The sequence below is a fragment of the Clostridioides mangenotii TR genome (assembly GCF_000498755.1).
GTDB lineage: Bacteria > Bacillota > Clostridia > Peptostreptococcales > Peptostreptococcaceae > Metaclostridioides > Metaclostridioides mangenotii_A.
Map to the genome: position 1 here is coordinate 23,778 of NZ_AXUS01000011.1, position 16,819 is coordinate 40,596.

21 protein-coding genes are annotated in these 16,819 nt (G+C 32.4%); all 21 read right to left on the reverse strand.

Going from position 1 to position 16,819, the window contains the following annotated elements; translation table 11 throughout:
• Positions 1 to 3: 3 nt before the first annotated feature.
• The 21 genes from T473_RS0106955 to fliG all read right to left on the reverse strand — a co-directional run bounded on the left by T473_RS0106955 (position 4) and on the right by fliG (position 16,811).
• Positions 4 to 774: a flagellar hook-basal body complex protein gene (locus tag T473_RS0106955; protein ID WP_024621249.1), complete on the reverse strand. Its 771-nt coding sequence runs from the start codon at positions 772 to 774 to the stop codon at positions 4 to 6.
• 11 nt (positions 775 to 785) lie between these two features.
• Positions 786 to 971, reverse strand: a complete 186-nt coding sequence (locus T473_RS0106960; RefSeq protein ID WP_024621250.1) for a hypothetical protein — start codon at positions 969 to 971, stop codon at positions 786 to 788.
• A complete protein-coding gene (locus tag T473_RS0106965) occupies positions 956 to 1,369 on the reverse strand; it encodes a DUF6115 domain-containing protein (RefSeq protein ID WP_038300383.1) in 414 nt (137 codons plus the stop codon). The genes T473_RS0106960 and T473_RS0106965 overlap by 16 nt, the downstream gene beginning before the upstream one ends.
• 2 nt (positions 1,370 to 1,371) lie before the next feature.
• Positions 1,372 to 2,175, reverse strand: coding sequence for a sigma-70 family RNA polymerase sigma factor (locus T473_RS0106970; protein ID WP_242825882.1), 804 nt, complete (start codon positions 2,173 to 2,175; stop codon positions 1,372 to 1,374).
• Positions 2,172 to 2,969 (reverse strand): flagellar biosynthesis protein FlhF, encoded by a 798-nt coding sequence (locus T473_RS0106975; RefSeq protein WP_024621253.1) that lies wholly within the window; start codon positions 2,967 to 2,969, stop codon positions 2,172 to 2,174. Before T473_RS0106975 ends, T473_RS0106970 begins: the two co-directional genes overlap by 4 nt.
• A complete protein-coding gene (gene flhA, locus T473_RS0106980; protein WP_024621254.1) occupies positions 2,970 to 5,021 on the reverse strand; it encodes a flagellar biosynthesis protein FlhA in 2,052 nt (683 codons plus the stop codon). It abuts the gene before it with no gap.
• A 70-nt stretch (positions 5,022 to 5,091) separates the two neighbouring features.
• Positions 5,092 to 6,903 (reverse strand): fused FliR family export protein/FlhB family type III secretion system protein, encoded by a 1,812-nt coding sequence (locus tag T473_RS0106985; protein WP_024621255.1) that lies wholly within the window; start codon positions 6,901 to 6,903, stop codon positions 5,092 to 5,094.
• Between the two features lie 9 nt (positions 6,904 to 6,912).
• On the reverse strand, positions 6,913 to 7,182 hold the full coding sequence (gene fliQ, locus T473_RS0106990; protein ID WP_024621256.1) for a flagellar biosynthesis protein FliQ: 270 nt from the start codon (positions 7,180 to 7,182) through the stop codon (positions 6,913 to 6,915).
• Between the two features lie 15 nt (positions 7,183 to 7,197).
• Positions 7,198 to 7,860 carry a flagellar type III secretion system pore protein FliP gene (gene fliP, locus T473_RS0106995; RefSeq protein ID WP_024621257.1) on the reverse strand — a complete coding sequence of 221 codons (663 nt, stop codon included), beginning with the start codon at positions 7,858 to 7,860 and terminating at the stop codon, positions 7,198 to 7,200.
• Between the two features lie 4 nt (positions 7,861 to 7,864).
• Positions 7,865 to 8,224, reverse strand: coding sequence for a flagellar biosynthetic protein FliO (locus T473_RS0107000; protein ID WP_024621258.1), 360 nt, complete (start codon positions 8,222 to 8,224; stop codon positions 7,865 to 7,867).
• Positions 8,225 to 8,236: 12 nt separating this feature from the next.
• Positions 8,237 to 8,650 carry a flagellar basal body-associated FliL family protein gene (locus T473_RS0107005; protein ID WP_024621259.1) on the reverse strand — a complete coding sequence of 138 codons (414 nt, stop codon included), beginning with the start codon at positions 8,648 to 8,650 and terminating at the stop codon, positions 8,237 to 8,239.
• Entirely contained in the window at positions 8,640 to 9,353 is a 714-nt protein-coding gene (locus tag T473_RS0107010) for an OmpA/MotB family protein (RefSeq protein WP_024621260.1), read from the reverse strand. Before T473_RS0107010 ends, T473_RS0107005 begins: the two co-directional genes overlap by 11 nt.
• Positions 9,343 to 10,179, reverse strand: a complete 837-nt coding sequence (locus T473_RS0107015; RefSeq protein WP_024621261.1) for a motility protein A — start codon at positions 10,177 to 10,179, stop codon at positions 9,343 to 9,345. Before T473_RS0107015 ends, T473_RS0107010 begins: the two co-directional genes overlap by 11 nt.
• Before the next feature lie 27 nt (positions 10,180 to 10,206).
• Positions 10,207 to 11,112 carry a flagellar hook-basal body complex protein gene (locus tag T473_RS0107020; RefSeq protein WP_024621262.1) on the reverse strand — a complete coding sequence of 302 codons (906 nt, stop codon included), beginning with the start codon at positions 11,110 to 11,112 and terminating at the stop codon, positions 10,207 to 10,209.
• 3 nt (positions 11,113 to 11,115) lie between these two features.
• Positions 11,116 to 11,631: a flagellar hook assembly protein FlgD gene (locus T473_RS0107025; protein ID WP_024621263.1), complete on the reverse strand. Its 516-nt coding sequence runs from the start codon at positions 11,629 to 11,631 to the stop codon at positions 11,116 to 11,118.
• A gap of 16 nt (positions 11,632 to 11,647) precedes the next feature.
• Complete coding sequence (locus tag T473_RS0107030) at positions 11,648 to 12,904, reverse strand: flagellar hook-length control protein FliK (protein WP_024621264.1); 1,257 nt, start codon at positions 12,902 to 12,904, stop codon at positions 11,648 to 11,650.
• A gap of 40 nt (positions 12,905 to 12,944) precedes the next feature.
• The gene (gene fliJ / locus T473_RS0107035; protein WP_024621265.1) at positions 12,945 to 13,364 is read right to left on the reverse strand and encodes a flagellar export protein FliJ; all 420 of its coding nucleotides are present in this window, start codon (positions 13,362 to 13,364) and stop codon (positions 12,945 to 12,947) included.
• 334 nt (positions 13,365 to 13,698) lie between these two features.
• Entirely contained in the window at positions 13,699 to 15,042 is a 1,344-nt protein-coding gene (gene fliI, locus T473_RS0107040) for a flagellar protein export ATPase FliI (protein ID WP_024621266.1), read from the reverse strand.
• The gene (locus tag T473_RS19075) at positions 15,042 to 15,431 is read right to left on the reverse strand and encodes a FliH/SctL family protein (RefSeq protein WP_242825883.1); all 390 of its coding nucleotides are present in this window, start codon (positions 15,429 to 15,431) and stop codon (positions 15,042 to 15,044) included. The genes fliI and T473_RS19075 overlap by 1 nt, the downstream gene beginning before the upstream one ends.
• 50 nt (positions 15,432 to 15,481) lie before the next feature.
• A complete protein-coding gene (locus T473_RS19080) occupies positions 15,482 to 15,772 on the reverse strand; it encodes a hypothetical protein (RefSeq protein ID WP_242825884.1) in 291 nt (96 codons plus the stop codon).
• A complete protein-coding gene (gene fliG / locus T473_RS0107050; protein WP_029791596.1) occupies positions 15,756 to 16,811 on the reverse strand; it encodes a flagellar motor switch protein FliG in 1,056 nt (351 codons plus the stop codon). Before fliG ends, T473_RS19080 begins: the two co-directional genes overlap by 17 nt.
• Positions 16,812 to 16,819 lie beyond the last annotated feature (8 nt).

A 16,819-nucleotide genomic window follows, 5' to 3' on the forward strand; every position in this document is an offset into this window, starting at 1 on the left:
TATCTATACTGCTCCAATCTGATTAGCTATTTTATCAAGTGTAGAGTCAATTGTCTGAATGACTTTTTGACTTGCCTCGTATTCTCTCATATACATCATCATATCGGTTACTTCAGAAATCATGTCGACATTTGATGTTTCAACAGCGCTTTGTACTGTCTCAACTCCATCAGTTGCTATCTCACCTTTTCCGGTGTACACATTATTTCCTACTTTATTTAATTCGGCATAATCGCCAATGTCGACTATATTAAATTTGTACATTTGAGTATTATTTATTGATATTACATTGTCTCTAGAGACTTCAAATGTTCCACCGTTGACTTGAATAGGTTCTACTGCTCCAGTCTGTACATTTGTACCCAAAACATAATAACCATCACTAGTAACTAGCTTTCCCATAGTGTCTTCTCTAAAGTTTCCATTTCTTGTGTAAAACTGTTTTCCATTTTTATCCTCTACCTTGAAAAATCCCTTGCCGCTAAGTGCGATGTCCATTTTATTGCCCGTCTGCTTTACTACACCTTGTGTGTAATTTACTACAACATCGTCCATAGCTACTCCTAAGCTTATATTGCCTAGAATTTGTTTATGACCTTTTCCACCCGCAAACCTATCTCTATTTGATAAACTAACTTCGTCGAAACTTTTGGATATCAACTTTTCGTTTTTATACCCAATTGTATTTATATTTGCTAAATTATTGGTAATAACAGCTTGTCGTTTTTCGTTAGTTATCATAGATGATACTGATGTATATAGACCTCTTAACATCCTTAAGCCTCCTATTCAACAACCTTCATTTCGCTTGGATACTTCATTCCAAGTGCCATAGCTCTCTTCTCTATATCAGCATCGCTTAAGGTTCTTGTATTAAATATAATTGTACTAAGTGCAGATATAAGGATTCCAACAGCTATTCCAATTAAAAATTTTTTATCTATGCTGATAATTCTTATTCTTTGTAACAACTTATTATTAATTGCAATTCCCCCTTGCCAATATCAAAATTTTTGCATATTTGTTCTTCTGTATAACCTTGTTTTAACATCGACATAATATCTTTTATTATAGATTTATTTTCCTCTATTTTTTCTGTTTCACCTAGTTCTTCCACTTCCATTAACTCTGCTAATTTTTCCAGTTCTTCTAGCTCTGCTAGTTTTTCTTCGAATTTGCAATTAGATATTTTCTCTAGAAAGTTAGTTCTCTTTTCTTCAAAGAATAATTCACGTTTCTTGTATTTATTGTCTAGTACTTTATCATAACTTTGATATGTATCACAGTCGATCTTCTTTTCTCTTCTGTCTATTATAAAAACAATAAACAATATAGATATCCCTATAAACACCAACACTATCTGTGTCATAATCAATCATTCCTCACTGAGTATTTCATCTTATCTATCTCATATTTTAGATTAGTTATAGCTTTACGATGCAATTGTGATACTCTAGATTCTGATACTTTAAGAACACTAGCAATCTCCTTTAAATTTAACTCATCGTAATAGTACAGTGACAACACTAGTTGTTCCTTATCTTTTAAATTTGATATAGCTTTTGAAAGTATCTCTGCTTTTTCATTTTCATCGACAATACTACTTGGGTTTTCATCATCACTTATTTTTAGAAATCTTTCAATATTTTCACTTGTATCTTCAAATATAACTTTATCTAAAGAATATGTACTCAACATATCTATATCCGTCTCAATTTCTGAAACATCCATCTTTGTTATGTTTAATTCATCTGCTATTTCACTAATGCTCGGTTCTCTAAATAGTCTATTTCTTAAATTCTCAACTACTTTATTGTAGTTATTTATCCTAGATATCCTCTGTTTTGAAATAGGTTGCTGTCTTCTTATTTCATCTAATATTGCCCCTTTGATTCTTATATATGAATAAGTTGAAAACTTTGCATCTCTCTCAACATCGAATCTATTAACCGCATCAATTAATCCTAATATACCTGTACTCACTAGGTCATCGAACTCAAGCCCTTTGTTTGGAACAAACAGTTTATTTGCTATGCTCTTTACAAGGGGAATATTGTCTTTAATTAATTGTTCTCTATCAAAAACAACACATTTTTTACTATCTACATTATTAAACGGCTCAGCAATTGACTTATCAACTACTAATTTTCTCAACATATACGCTTGATCCATCATATACATTCAGCCCCCAAAAATAATCTTATTATTTTATCCTTATCCGGTTTCAAAATATCCGCTGGGACATTTTGCCCAGTTGTCAGGTAAGAAATAGGTTTTTTTGAATGATTTAAAATATTCATTATTGAACCATATGTAGTAGTTTCATCTAATTTGCTTATTACTAAACTAGTGAAATTTAAGGGTCTATAAGCGTCAATTGTCGATTTAACACATCTATCATTTGTTGTACAACTTAGAACTAGCAACACCTTCTTATCGCCAACTTTTTCTATATATTCTTTTAATTCTAAAATTTTTTTAGTATTTGTATAGCTTCTTCCTGTGGTGTCTATCAGTATAGTGTCGCAATCTTTCATATGCTCTAGAGCTTCATCCATTTCTTCTTGAGTAATAACTCCTCTAAATGGCATATTCATAATATCTGCGTAAATCTTTAATTGTTCAACTGCACCAATTCTATAAGTGTCTGTAGTTATTAAACCAATTTTTTTATGTTCATTAAACAATAGATTCGCGGCAATCTTAGCTACAGTAGTTGTTTTTCCCACACCGGGTGGTCCAACTAAAACTACTCTTCCTTTTAGATTACTCATATCTATTTTTATACTATCTTTTAAAACCTCTACTACATCAAAACTTAAATCTTTTCCATTAAATTTCTTTTGGTCAAGTTTTAGCTTCATCTCTCTGATACTAACTTCATTAAAATCAAGATTGCTCAACTTAAAACAAATTTTTTCTACTCCACTAGCCCTTTTATCTTTGCCAGATTTGTCCGATGCTATCATCTAGATTTCCACCACACCTTCTGCCTTGATTTGGATATCATTTGGTATCTCATTTAATGACAATACCATTAGATTTGGAAATACTATCTCAGTCAACTTTCTAAATGGCGCTCTTATTTTAGGAGACACCACTATAGCCGGAATATTATTGTTAAAGTAAACCGTCCTAATAATCTCTTGTATACCTTCGAATATTTTATTAGAGTATTCTGGATCAATTGCAGGATAATTACCATTTATAGATCTCTGTATATTATCAGAAATCATATCTTCTACATCTTTACTCAATGTGGATATAACAATAGTATTGTTATCATCTACTAAATTTGCACAAATACTCCTGTTTAGAGCAATTCTCACGTACTCTGTTAAGACTTCTAAATCTTTTGTACCTATAGATTGATCCGCAAGAGTTTCAAGAATAGTTACTCTATCCCTTATACTAACTTTTTCCTTAAGAAGGTTTTGAAGTATTTTTTGTATTTCACCTAATGTCATAAGATCCGGGATAAGCTCTTCAACGACAGCACTGTAATTTTCTCTAGTGATATCAATTATATTTTTAACTTCTTGCCTTCCCAAAAGTTCATGAGCATTAGATTTAATTACATCCATTAAATGAGTAATCAGGATAGTTGCAGAATCTACTATCGTGTAACCCCTTAATTCTGCTTCCTCTAATTTATCTTTATCTATCCATAAAGCTTCCAGACCAAAAGTTGGCTCTGTGGTCTTGATTCCATCTATACTAAAACCCTGATTTACAGAATCCATACATAAAACCATGTTGGGTATAATTTCATAACTAGAAACTATATTTCCCTTGATTTTGATATTGTACTGGTTGGGATTTAGCTGTAGATTATCTCTTATTCTTATAGGCTGTACGATTATTCCCATATCTATTGCACACTGTCTTCTTATTGAAGCTATTCTCTGCAACAAGTCGCCACCGCTAGACTCATCTGCAAGCGCAATAAGTCCATATCCAATTTCGACTTCTATTACTTCTACATTTATTAAATCCTTTACATCTTCGGCTTCATTTTTATCAGCTGAAACCATATTCGCATCTTCAACTATATAATCATCAAGCTCTTCCTCAGAATCTTTAGATAGAAAATATCCCGAGACTATGGCACCTATCCCTAAAGAGAAAAATGCGAATTTAGGAAGGCCTGGCATTATCCCTAAGATTATAAGTACAATCCCTGTGATAATAATTGCCTTTGGTATAGAAGTTAATTGTTTCCCAACCAAAGTACCAAAATTATCATCACTAGCTACTCGAGTAACTAAGATCCCTGATGATACAGAAATCAACAGCGCTGGTATTTGGCTAACTAAACCATCACCAATAGTAAGTCTAACAAATGTCTGACCTGCCTCTGTTAAAGTCATGTCCATCATTAAAACTCCAATAATAATACCGCCCACTATATTTATTAGAGTAATTATTATCCCTGAAATAGCATCTCCTTTTACGAATTTAGATGCTCCATCCATAGAGCCAAAGAAATCTGCTTCTTGTTGCAGTTCTTCCCTTCTTTTTTTAGCCATATCTTCATCTATAGTTCCAGAGTTTAAATCTGCATCTATACTCATCTGTTTCCCAGGCATCGCATCCAGTGTAAATCTTGCTGAAACCTCAGATACCCTTCCAGAACCATTGGTTATAACTACAAATTGAACGATTATTATAATAAGAAATATAATAATACCTACAACATAATTTCCGCCCACAACAAAGCTCCCAAACGCTTCGATTACATTTCCAGCATATCCTTCACTAAGTATTAATCTAGTTGAAGACATATTTAGTCCCAATCTAAATAATGTAGTTATCAATAGCATAGTTGGAAATATAGATAGCTCAAGAATATTTTTTGTGAACAAAGTCATAAGTAATATTAGTATAGATAAACTTATGTTGACAGATAACAATAAGTCTAGTAAAAATGTTGGCAGTGGTATTATTATCATCAGTATGATGCACATAACACCTAAAGCTACTATGATATCTAGTTGGCCTTTCAGGTTTACTTTTTTCATTGTTTATCCTACCTTCTTAACGATACATTTATGTTACTATCGATATTTAGTTTTTTATTTCGATTTCTTTTTATTTACGTATTGGTTTATATCTGTTTTTTATTTTGTAGACTGCTACTAATATTTCTGCAACAGCCTGATACATTTCTTCAGGCACCTCTTGGTCAATTGCAACATTTTTGTACAAAGTTTGGGCCAGAGGTTTATTCTCCATTATTTCTATGTTGTGCTCTGCTGCTATCTCTCTTATTTTAAAAGCTAACTTATCTGCGCCTTTTGCAATTACTACAGGAGCTTCGTCGACTCCTTTTTCATACTTTATTGCGATCGATATATGCGTAGGATTGGTTATTATAACCGTAGCTTTAGGCACTGCCTGTATTCTCGTCTGCGATGATATTTCTCTTTGCTTTTGCTTAATCTTAGACTTTAGCTGAGGATCTCCCTCTGATTGCTTATACTCATCTTTAATTTCTTGCTTCGTCATCCTTATTGATTTTTTATAAGTAAATTTTTGAAATAAAAAATCAGCTAATGCTATTACTGATAAAGCAATGCAAATTTTCGTAAGTATTTCAAATACCAAATCTTCAATTTCATAAATAAGCGTTGGAATATATACGTTGCTTAATTTTATTACTTCCATGTATTTATTTTTATAAAACGAATACCCAATATATCCTAGTACCGCTACAATAAATAAATTTTTGACCAAAGTCCCTAAGTTTTTCATAGAAAAAATATTTTTAAGTCCTTTGATTGGGTCTAATTTAGAAAGTTTAGGCTTCAAACCCTCCGATGTAAATAAGATCCCTGATTGAAGTAAATTTCCAGCTACACCAAGAACTAAAAAAATTGAGGCAATAGGTAAAAATAATTTTAGTATATAAGTTATCCCATTTATGACAATATGTTGAATTCCACCATAGGTTAATTCTGTATAGTAATTAAATGTAAGAAATTCAGACAATACCCCGGTGAATGAATTCACCATAAATTTTGTAAGCGATGGCAATAGAATAGTAAACCCTACTAATGTCAAAGCAGATGTTACTTCTTTACTCTTAGCTATATTTCCTTTTTTTCTTTCATCCTTCTTTTTCTTCAGAGAAGCATCTTCTGTTTTTTCAGATGAGAGCATAAATACCATTGCTCCTGCTTGAAATGTCCCATCGTACATATTCGGTATCTCTTTAAATAAACTGATTATCTCGTTGATAATAAGTGGGAGTACCATCATCAGTAATGTCATACCTACTAACAATTTTAAAGGCATCCCGATCAACATTACATTTAATTGAGGTACACTTCTGGATATGAGCCCCAGTATAAAATCGGCCAGAATCAAACAAATTATAATCGGTATAGCTATTTTAAAACCGATCGAAAAGCACTGCACAAATATATCAATTATGTATTGAGTGTTGTATATCAAAATCCCGCTTCCAATCTGAATAACTTCGAAACTATACTTTATTCCACTTATCAATATCTGAAATCCATCTATGCTGAAAAACAACATAATTGCAATCCAATTCATTATATTTTCCGTAAGGGTAGTCTGAGAATTCGATCCTGGATCGAATATACTCAGCATAGATAGACCCATTTGGAAATCAATTAAGCTACCTGCAAATCTAATACAATAAAAACATATATTTGTAATGTATCCTAATATAAGTCCGGTCAATGTTTCGGATATACCACATAAAATAAACTCTACTGTACTGTCTGTATGTTCTAATAATTGAACATCCATATTAAATGTTAAAAGTACAGATATCATTATAGAAAAAATCACCTTAAAAGCATTTGGAGTACCTTTTGGAAATAGCATTGTAAGAGAGGCAAAAAATGCTAACACTCTAATAAATACATACATTTAGTCCTCCTACTTTGTTATGAGCTTTATCATATCAAATATCTCTACTGTAAAAGTCGATAGCGTTCTCAACATCCAGCCGCCTAATACCGCTATAATAAGCAGTATCCCAATTAGCTTTGGAACAAATGTAAGCGTCTGCTCCTGTATCTGTGTTGTAGCCTGAAATATACTTATAGCCAGGCCTATTACAAGCGATACAATAAGGACTGGCGATGCTATCATAATAGCTGTGAATAGAGATTTTTTTACAATACTCATTATAATTAATTCACTCATAAATTTTCTCCTACCTTAAAAACCCATAATCAACGATTTTATAACCAAATTCCATCCATCAACCATGACAAATAGCAGTAGTTTAAATGGTAAAGATACCATTGCTGGTGGAAGCATAAACATCCCCATAGACATTAATATACTTGCTACAACAAGGTCGATTATTAAAAATGGAATATATATTAGAAAACCTATTTGAAACGCTGTCTTTAGTTCGCTCGTAACAAATGCTGGTAAAACAACACTTAGTGGAATATTGTCCCTTGTAAGTTTTTTATCCTTTAAATCTGCTTGCTCTACAAAAAGATCCAAGTCCTTTTGTCTCGTTTGTTTTAACATAAACTTTCTAATCGGTATCTCCGCTCTATTTAGCGCAACTTCCATAGTGATTTCCTTTTTTTCATAAGGTTGTATAGCATTTTTATTAATTTCATCAGTCACAGGTCTCATTATAAAGATCGTCAACACTATTGCTAATCCTGCCAACACCTGACTAGGTATTGCCTGTGATGCTCCTAAAGCTGATTTTAAAAATGACAAACTAATTACCAATCTGACAAAGCATGTCATCATAAACATAAGAGATGGCAAAAACATCAAAATTGTCATAAAAATAAATAGCTGCATTGCCGGCGTATACTGCGCCTTACCCGCAATTAAATTAGATAGTAATTCCATCTTTTTAGTCTTCCTTTTTTACGATTTTTTCAAAATATTTTCCAAATTCGTTTTTTAAATTGAAATTTTTAAAGTTTATATCCGAGTTTTCTTTAAGATTTTGATCAATCTTAAGAACATCCTCTTCAGTTAAATCTTTTAACTTTTCTACACCCGATGGAGTAGATGATACAACACATCCACTCTCTCCAATTTTCAATACAATGATACTATTATTCTTACTGATATTTAAAACTTCTAGTACTCTTATATATTTATTCTTATAACTACCGAGCAATGTTTTTTGGCTCATTTTAAGAGATATAACAATCAAAAATATTACTATCGGAATAAACACCAGTATTTTAATCACATAAAGAAACATACTAATCACCCTTTATTGAACTACTAAGTTTGTAAAATATACTTCACTAACTGTACCTGATCCTAACCTTTCGTTCAGTTTTTGTATTAATTGTTCCTTCAAATTATCTAAATTATCCGAAGAAAAATCTCCAGCTTTTTTAGACATCAAAAAATTAATTATTACATCTCTTACTAGAGGTAATTTTTCTTCAAACTTTTTATCATTAGAATTGTATTCTATACTCATAGTTGACTTTAAGTATCTAGCAGAACCCTCATCAGATAACTTAACTAATATCTCATCTTCTAAATCCAAAATTGTTGTAGTAGTATTTTCCTTTGTCGTATTGGATATATTTTGTCCAAACATAGCATATCCTGCACCAAGTCCAAGTCCTACTACAATTAATAGCACTATTATAAAAAATCCTTTTTTACCTTTCACTTTTACCCTCCTGAAGTGTAGTTATAAGAATATTAACCCTTCTATTTTCAGATCTATGATCACTTGAATCATTTACTTGTATTGGCTTATATTCACCGTATCCTGTAGCAGAAAAAAGATTTGGACTCATTCCCCTTTCTTCTACAAAATACCTAACAACACTTACTGCTCTATTAGCCGATAACTCCCAATTGGTTTCACTTGTCCTAGATCCAACCGGCACATTATCTGTATGTCCTTCTATTACTATCTGGTTCTTCATATCTTTTATCATCTCGTGAACTTCTTTTAGCATATCTTTACTGTCGCTTCTCAAATCAGTTTTTCCTGAGTCGAATAATATTGAATCTTCCATTTCCAATAATATTCCCCTCTCGTCGTTTTTCAATTTAATGCTTCCATCAAGTTCTTTTTCATTTATTTCTTTCTGCAATTGCTCCTGTACTTGTGCCTTCTGAGATTCATTTGTAATAAAACCTTCTAAAGCCTCTTTATCACCTAAACTAGCACTTCCATTCATAACACCCTGGCCTTGAAATTGTCCTTTTAAAGCGTTATTGACATCATTGAATTTTTCATTATCTACACTCGCCATAGAATAAAGCAATACAAAGAAAGTGAGCAATAACGTTACGGTATCAGCATAAGTCGGTAACCACGCATCTAGATTTACTGAAGTCTTTTTTTTATTTCTACGAGACATTTCCAGCTGCTCCTTCTACGAATGAATTAGACCCAGAAGATTTAAGTTCACTAAAGTACTCAACCTTTTCATCATTTGAAAGGTATGAAAGTAATTTTCCTTCTAATATTCTGCTGCTATCCCCTAGCTGGATGCTGATTATCCCGTCCATTATCATTTCCATTGTAATTACTTCTGTTGATAATTTAGCTTCAATGTTATATCCAATTGGATTTAGTACAATACTAGACATAAAACTTCCATAAAATGTAGTTATTAATGCCTTACCCATACCAGCAGCAATCATGTCTGGTGAAGTCAAATCTGATAACATCTGGATTAGACCTACTAAAGTTCCCATCATTCCAAATGCAGGTGCATATGAGCCCCATATTTTAAACATTTCTGAATACTTACCAGTACTTGATTCATATTCAGCGATTTCATTTTCTAGGATTTCCTTTACTACTTCTTGTTCTACTCCATCTATCGAAAGTTCTAACCCTTTTCTCAAAAAAGAATTATCTATACTTTGTAAGTCATCATCTAGTGCCAATAAGCCATCTCTTCTAGCTTTTCTAGATAGCATCTTAAACTGGTTCAACAATTCAACCTTTGAAGAATCTCCATTTGTAAATGAATACTTTAAGGCTTTTGGAATTAATTTAACATCCTCTACAGGATAAGTTATAACTATAGCTCCTAATGACCCTATTACAGTTATTAAGATGGACGGGAAGTCGTAGAATATTTTCATGCTACTTCCACCAGATACACATGCCCAAAGTATTAATCCTATGGATACAACAAGACCTAATGGAGTTAAAATATCGCTTTTTCTCCTCATTTTCTCCCTCTCCTAATCAAAAGTAAATTATCTCTTTAAGTTTATAATGTCTTGTAGTATTTCATCTGATGTTGTTATAATTTTACTACTAGCCTGAAATGCTCTACTAGAAACAATCATCTCTGTAAATTCCTCTGCAAGGTCTACATTAGACATCTCTATGGATCCCTGTTTTATTACACCACTTGCTCCTTCAATTTCTGGATCTCCAGAGTTTGCTGAAGGAGAGAACAAGTTCCCACCTTGAGCATCTAATCCTGCGGGATTTTTAAAAGCATATATTTGAACTTGTTGTGTTCTCTCATTAGTAGCAATTGTTCCAGCAGGAGTTCCTGATGGTGTTTTAGGTGGTATATCATACACCTTGTCAGTTGTCTGCCCATCTGCTAATGAGTATGTAATAACACCATCTTTAGATATTGTGTACGACACTACATCTTGTATTGTGCCATCTTTAGGACTAACACTTTGAATAGGAATTTCTATTATTCCATCTGCAACCGCTCCACCTTTTGGAGTTATCTTGCCCTGCAAAATAAATCCTGAAGAGTTTACAAGTCTACCTTGTTCATCTAATCCAAAAGATCCATCTCTCGTATACAGAACTTGACCGTTTCTTTCAACTGGAAAATACCCCTCACCGTCTATTGCTAGATCTGAAGAAATACCTGTTGGCTGAAGCCCACCTTGCAACATATTTTTTACTATAGAAGAAACTTGAGTCCCAATACCTACTTGTCCTAAGTTTGTACCTCCCATAGCTGCTGTTGGTGCACTTGAATATATCATAGTTTGATAAAATGAATCCGTAGTTCTAGCTGTTGATTTTTTAAATGCTACTGTACTAACATTAGCAACATTGTTACCAACAACATCTAATTTAGTTTGATTCGCTTTTATCCCGCTTATTCCCGAATACATTGCTTTTATCATAGTCTACACGCCCTCCGAATTGTTTTTACCACTAATTTTCAATAAATCTTCATATTTAAAAGACTTAATCTCTCCGGTATCATTTAACTTTACATCTAGGTAAATAATCCCATCTTTAATATATGTAGATTGTACTTCTCCTACATAGTTTTCATTCTCCGAACCTTCTTCTCCCGAATTCTCATTTGCAATCTCTACTTCTTTTCCTATAAGAGATGTCGCCATACCAAGAGCAGAGTTTATTAGATTAGCATTTCCAAAAGCCAATAATATCTCCATATTTGTATTCATATTCATCATTTGCTCTAGTCCCGAAAATTCTGCCAACTGCGATACGTATTGAGATGGATCTTGTGGGTTTAATGGATCCTGATTAGCCATTTGAGCTACAAGTATCTTCATAAACATTTCTTTATCTACCGCACCACTAGATCTTTGCTCCGTCTTACTTTTATTTTCAACTGAATTGTTCTTTGCAACACCTAAAGAATTCGCATTAAATGAACTTATATTGTCCATAAATAACCTCCTACATCTAAGCTAATACATCTAACCTATCGTCAGTATTTTCATTGATTTTATCTTCCGTGTTTATATTTTCTTTATCCTCGCCACTAAAAGATTTCTTGTTTTCTCTATAGCTGTGTTGATCAAAATCTTGTTTGGATAAATCAAACTGATGTGTTCCTTGATCAGATATATTTACCGTGATTTCTTTTAGATTTATATTGAGAGATTCAAGATGCTGTTTCAAATCCAATGTGTTCTTATTAACTAAATCATATACATTTTTATTTGCAACAGTAATTATTCCGACCATCTCACCATCTTGTTTTGACAACTTTATGTTCATCTCTCCCAGTTCATCTGGTTTTAATCTAATTGTCATCTGCTCTAATCCATTCGATTTTATGTACTTGACAACATTGACTATATCTTGTTCAATGTTTGCTCTTGTGATGTACGATGGTAGTTTGTCAGTAGCTATATCTCCAAGCTTAAACTCCTTGTTTTGCGCTAAATTCGCATCGTGGCTTGGCTCAACAACCGCACTGAATTCACCCGATAAATTATTCTTGTAATTGTTTAAATCGGCTATCTTTTCTAAAACTACGAGACTTTCATTTTTTGATAATTTATCATCTATTACGCTTACATTCATATTCATACTTTTCAAATTAAATATTTCTAAGTATTGATCATCTTCTACTGATAAATCATCCTGTGAACTGAAATCAAAACCTTTATGCTCGATTATATTTGAGATTTTATTTTTAATTACTTCTAAATTTTTCTCCAAAATCTCTTTTTCTTCAAGAGGTTCCGACTCTTCCAGCATCATGTCTATCAACTTTTCCAGCTTCGTAATTCCCTCATCCTCAGAGTTTAATTGTTCTAAATCTGCAACTGTAATTGCTGATTTTAGGTCATTTAAGATTTTATTTAATTCTTCTCGACCATCTAATTGATCTATTAATTTGACATTACTATTAAGTTTTCCTAAATTATAAGTATCGCTAAGACCAATCGTTACTTTAGGCAACTCTTCAGTCTGATTTAATATACTCTCTAAAAAAGCATATAAAAGAGAACAATCTTCCTCACTAATTTTATTGCTATCTAATTCTTCTTGGTCCTTGTTTTTTTCCAATTTTTTATTGATGCTACCTAGTTTATCGGTAAACTTATTTTTATTTTTTTCCGAGATATTTTTAAAAGTTGAAAATGTATCGCGTACTTCGTTCTTTTTTTCACTGAAGGCAATAGACTCAGAATTAAAATCTAGTTTCATACAACACCTCTTACGCTTATTTATACTGTTTCTTTTCTCCTTATAAAATTAAAATAGCAAATTCATCACTTTCGATCTGCTCTTTTAAATTTTGCTCTTTCAAAAACGATCTATATTTATTTTCTTTAAGTTTTTCTAGAGATTTCACTTCAATTCTTCTCTCTATCAACTTACTTTTATTTATTTCAACTTCTTTAACAGATTGATTAAGTTTATCATTTGTATCTTGAATAGAGTTATCGAGAAGTGTTATGTAATTTCTCGTTAACTTTTGTGATACTCGATCTCCATCTATCTGCATATTCATATATTTATGGTAACTTTTTTCTAATTTTTTTAATTGATCCTCAATGCCCAACTTATTATTTTGAGATTGAAGCAATTCTCTCTCCGCTTCTCTTTTATCATCAATCTTAATATCTAAGACTTTCTGAAGTTTAAATTTAAAGTTCTTCTCCATGCTAATTCACCTTATCGTCGTTAATTTAAAGTTTGAGTACAACAACTAATATCATTTTAAGTATTCTGTTTAAAATGACGATAAATGGGCATTAATGAGTTATAGCTTCAATTGTATATTGCAGCTGACAGGACTTATTGATATTTAAATAAATATTGATTTTCACTGTTTGTCGATACTCCGCTTTTGTTATATGTTTTTAGATACTGTATTCATCTTCAACATGTTTGCAATATCTATTAAGCATTACCATACCAATTGAACATTTGCGGGGTATTGATTACCTGTCTAACACTGAAAAATAACATTTTATAATCAATCTAATCATGCCTTTCTACAAATTTTGATTAATATCTTCATCAAATACTGCCTTTAAACCCACCATAGCGCTCTCAAATGTACATCCTTCATTAGTTCCTTGTTTTAAAAAGTCAACAATTGGATGGTAGTATTCTATTGCTTTATCTATTTTTTTATTTGATCCAATTGTATATGCCCCTATATTAATAAGCTCTTCAGCTTCACGATAATCAGCTAGTATACTTCTCGCTTTAGATACGGTATCTAAATATTTTTTATCAACTATATCATTCATAAGTCTACTTATACTACTTAAAACATCAATAGCAGGATATTGGTTTTTATGTGCCAAATCTCTTGACAAAATTATATGACCATCTAAGATACCTCTAGTTGAATCAGCTATAGGCTCATTAAAATCATCACCATCGACCAATACTGTATAAAAAGCTGTTATAGAACCTTTTTCAGACGTTCCGGATCTTTCCATAAGTTTTGGAAGCATTGCAAATACAGATGGAGTATAACCTTTTTGTGCTGGCGGTTCACCAATTGCTATTCCTACTTCTCTTTGTGCCATAGCAAATCTAGTAACCGAGTCCATCATAAATATCACTTTTTTACCTTGATCTCTAAAGTATTCAGCAATGGCTGTAGCTGTTAATGCACCCTTTAACCTAAGCAGTGGTGGTTTATCTGAAGTTACACAAACTACTACAGACTTTTCCATCCCTTCTTTCTTCAGGTCATTTTCAATAAAATCCCGTACTTCTCTTCCTCTTTCTCCTATTAAGGCAATTACATTTATATCTGCGCAGGCATTTTTAGCAATCATAGCCATAGTAGTACTCTTACCTACCCCACTACCTGCAAATATACCTATTCTCTGACCTTCTCCACACGTGGTAAAACAGTCTATAGCCTTTATCCCTGTTGTCATTACATTTTTTATTTTTTGTCTTTTCATCGGATCTGGAGGTTCATTATTTAAATTGTACCTATCACCCATACCATTGAGATTAGTACCATCTAATGGATTTCCTAAACCATCGAGAACTTTACCTAACATTGCATCACTACATACTACACTAAGCGGTATTCCTTTAGATACAACCTTGCATCCTGGTGATATAAGAGACAACTCACCTAAAGGCATTAGTATAACTTCGTCACTTTTAAAACCGACTGCTTCACAATTAATTGGTTGATTCAGTTTGTTGTATATTACACATAACTCACCTACAAAAGCCTTTATGCCTTCCACTTCAACAGTAAGTCCAATTATTTTCTTTACTTTACCTTCAGCAATAGTAAGCTCTAAATTATTTACTACCTTACTAACTTTATCGAAATCTATCTCTATGAACTTTTCTTCCATTACGCATTTCCTCCTAAAAGCTCCTCTTTTAGTTTGCTAATAGCACAGTCAATACCTAATATTACTCGCCCATTTTCTCTTTCTATCACAGCATTTCCCTTTTCTAAACTGTCATCAGCTACAACAAATATGTTTCTTCCTAAAGGTAATTCTTTTTTCCAAGAGTTTAGATCTTCTCTAATATCTTCTTCGTAGTAAGAATTGCATTTAACTATAAAAGTTGAATCCTGCTCATATTCAGAGATAATGTTCTTTAGTAATTCACCCATAGATTCTTTGTCGTCAAATGTCTTCCTTAAAACAGAACTTGCTATATCGATAGCTAAGTTTATTACATCTTTATTTTTTTCCTTAAGATAGGCTACAAATTCTCTTTTCGATCTAAACAATAATTCATCAGCTTCATTTCTTATTTTTAAAGCTTCTTCTTTTGCTTTATCTACATATTCAGTATAAGCCTCTCTATACCCATCTTCGTATCCATTTTTTTACCTTGATCGTAACCTTCCATATATGCACTTTTTTCAATTTCTTTAGCATTTAATTTGGCTTCTTCAAGGATACGTTCTTTTACCTCATTTAATTTTTGTTTGTATTCATTTATATTTTCGCTTAAGATATCTTCAGATTCACTATCTCCTGTGTCTTTATCTACATAGAAGTCTGATAAACTGAGTTTACCTTTGCTCTGAGCCACTTTGCTTTTAATTACTCTATCTGACAAATTCATCTCTAGAATTCCTTATTATATTGATTGATCCTTCTTTCTCAAGCTTCCTTACGATATGTACAATAGACTGTTGTGATTGCTCTATTTGGGAGTTTTTTACTGTCCCAAGTAGTTCTATTTCTTCTTTCAAAGCCTCAGCAGCTCTACTAGATTGGTTTTTATATACAGTATCAACGATATCTTCTCTTGCGTCCTTTAGAGCAAATGCTATATCACGCATCTTAACTTCTTTTAAAACTTTCTGTATACTAGATTTATCTAGTTTAACCAAATCTTCAAACACAAACATATTCTCTTTTATTCTCTCTGCTAGTTCTGTATCTTCATTTTCTATTTTTTCCAGCAGATTTTTTTCCGTCCTTCTATCTACATTGTCTAAGATATCTACTAATGCAGTAACTCCACCAGCAGTTTCACTTTCGCTATTGTTTATCGATTTAAGTTTTCTTGTAAGGCTCTCTTCAATTATTTTAATAACTTCGATCGGTACTGAGGAATCATTTCCTATCTTAACAGCTACTTCTTTTTGTAGTGGTAAAGGAAGCTCAGACATTACGGCTGCAGCTTTTTCCGGTTGTATATGGGCAAGAGTAATAGCTATAGTCTGAGAGTTTTCATCCATTAGTATATTTATAATACTAGGAATATCTGCTTTCCTGACAGCTAAAAAAGGTCTCTGCTTAACGTCTTGAAGTATACCTTCTAAAAGTTGCTCAGCCTTTTCATCTCCTAAGGCTTTGCTTAGCAATCTCTTTGCATAAGACATACCACCTGCAATATCAAAATCCTTTGCCTTATTTACCTCTATAAATTCTTTTAATATCTGCCTCCTATTTTTTGAAGATACATGGTGAATATTTGCAATTTCTAATCCTATTTTTTGAATTTGGTCATCTGGTAAATCTTTGATGATCTCATTCGAAGTCTCTGGCCCCAAAGTCATCAATAAAATAGCTGCTTTTCTTATTCCACCTTCTTTGTATTCTTCTTCGATATCGCTCATATCAAAAGCACTTATGTCATTTTTCTCTTCGTTCAAAGGTATCA

What these genes read in the sequence shown, in the direction of transcription:
- T473_RS0106955 (WP_024621249.1), bottom strand. Translation starts at nt 774, where the DNA reads ATGTTAAGAGGTCTATATACATCAGTATCATCTATGATAACTAACGAA.
- T473_RS0106965 (WP_038300383.1), bottom strand. Translation starts at nt 1,369, where the DNA reads ATGACACAGATAGTGTTGGTGTTTATAGGGATATCTATATTGTTTATT.
- T473_RS0106970 (WP_242825882.1), bottom strand. Translation starts at nt 2,175, where the DNA reads ATGATGGATCAAGCGTATATGTTGAGAAAATTAGTAGTTGATAAGTCA.
- T473_RS0106975 (WP_024621253.1), bottom strand. Translation starts at nt 2,969, where the DNA reads ATGATAGCATCGGACAAATCTGGCAAAGATAAAAGGGCTAGTGGAGTA.
- flhA (WP_024621254.1), bottom strand. Translation starts at nt 5,021, where the DNA reads ATGAAAAAAGTAAACCTGAAAGGCCAACTAGATATCATAGTAGCTTTA.
- T473_RS0106985 (WP_024621255.1), bottom strand. Translation starts at nt 6,903, where the DNA reads ATGTATGTATTTATTAGAGTGTTAGCATTTTTTGCCTCTCTTACAATG.
- fliQ (WP_024621256.1), bottom strand. Translation starts at nt 7,182, where the DNA reads ATGAGTGAATTAATTATAATGAGTATTGTAAAAAAATCTCTATTCACA.
- fliP (WP_024621257.1), bottom strand. Translation starts at nt 7,860, where the DNA reads ATGGAATTACTATCTAATTTAATTGCGGGTAAGGCGCAGTATACGCCG.
- T473_RS0107000 (WP_024621258.1), bottom strand. Translation starts at nt 8,224, where the DNA reads ATGTTTCTTTATGTGATTAAAATACTGGTGTTTATTCCGATAGTAATA.
- T473_RS0107010 (WP_024621260.1), bottom strand. Translation starts at nt 9,353, where the DNA reads ATGTCTCGTAGAAATAAAAAAAAGACTTCAGTAAATCTAGATGCGTGG.
- T473_RS0107015 (WP_024621261.1), bottom strand. Translation starts at nt 10,179, where the DNA reads ATGAGGAGAAAAAGCGATATTTTAACTCCATTAGGTCTTGTTGTATCC.
- T473_RS0107020 (WP_024621262.1), bottom strand. Translation starts at nt 11,112, where the DNA reads ATGATAAAAGCAATGTATTCGGGAATAAGCGGGATAAAAGCGAATCAA.
- T473_RS0107025 (WP_024621263.1), bottom strand. Translation starts at nt 11,631, where the DNA reads ATGGACAATATAAGTTCATTTAATGCGAATTCTTTAGGTGTTGCAAAG.
- T473_RS0107030 (WP_024621264.1), bottom strand. Translation starts at nt 12,904, where the DNA reads ATGAAACTAGATTTTAATTCTGAGTCTATTGCCTTCAGTGAAAAAAAG.
- fliJ (WP_024621265.1), bottom strand. Translation starts at nt 13,364, where the DNA reads ATGGAGAAGAACTTTAAATTTAAACTTCAGAAAGTCTTAGATATTAAG.
- fliI (WP_024621266.1), bottom strand. Translation starts at nt 15,042, where the DNA reads ATGGAAGAAAAGTTCATAGAGATAGATTTCGATAAAGTTAGTAAGGTA.
- T473_RS19080 (WP_242825884.1), bottom strand. Translation starts at nt 15,772, where the DNA reads ATGAATTTGTCAGATAGAGTAATTAAAAGCAAAGTGGCTCAGAGCAAA.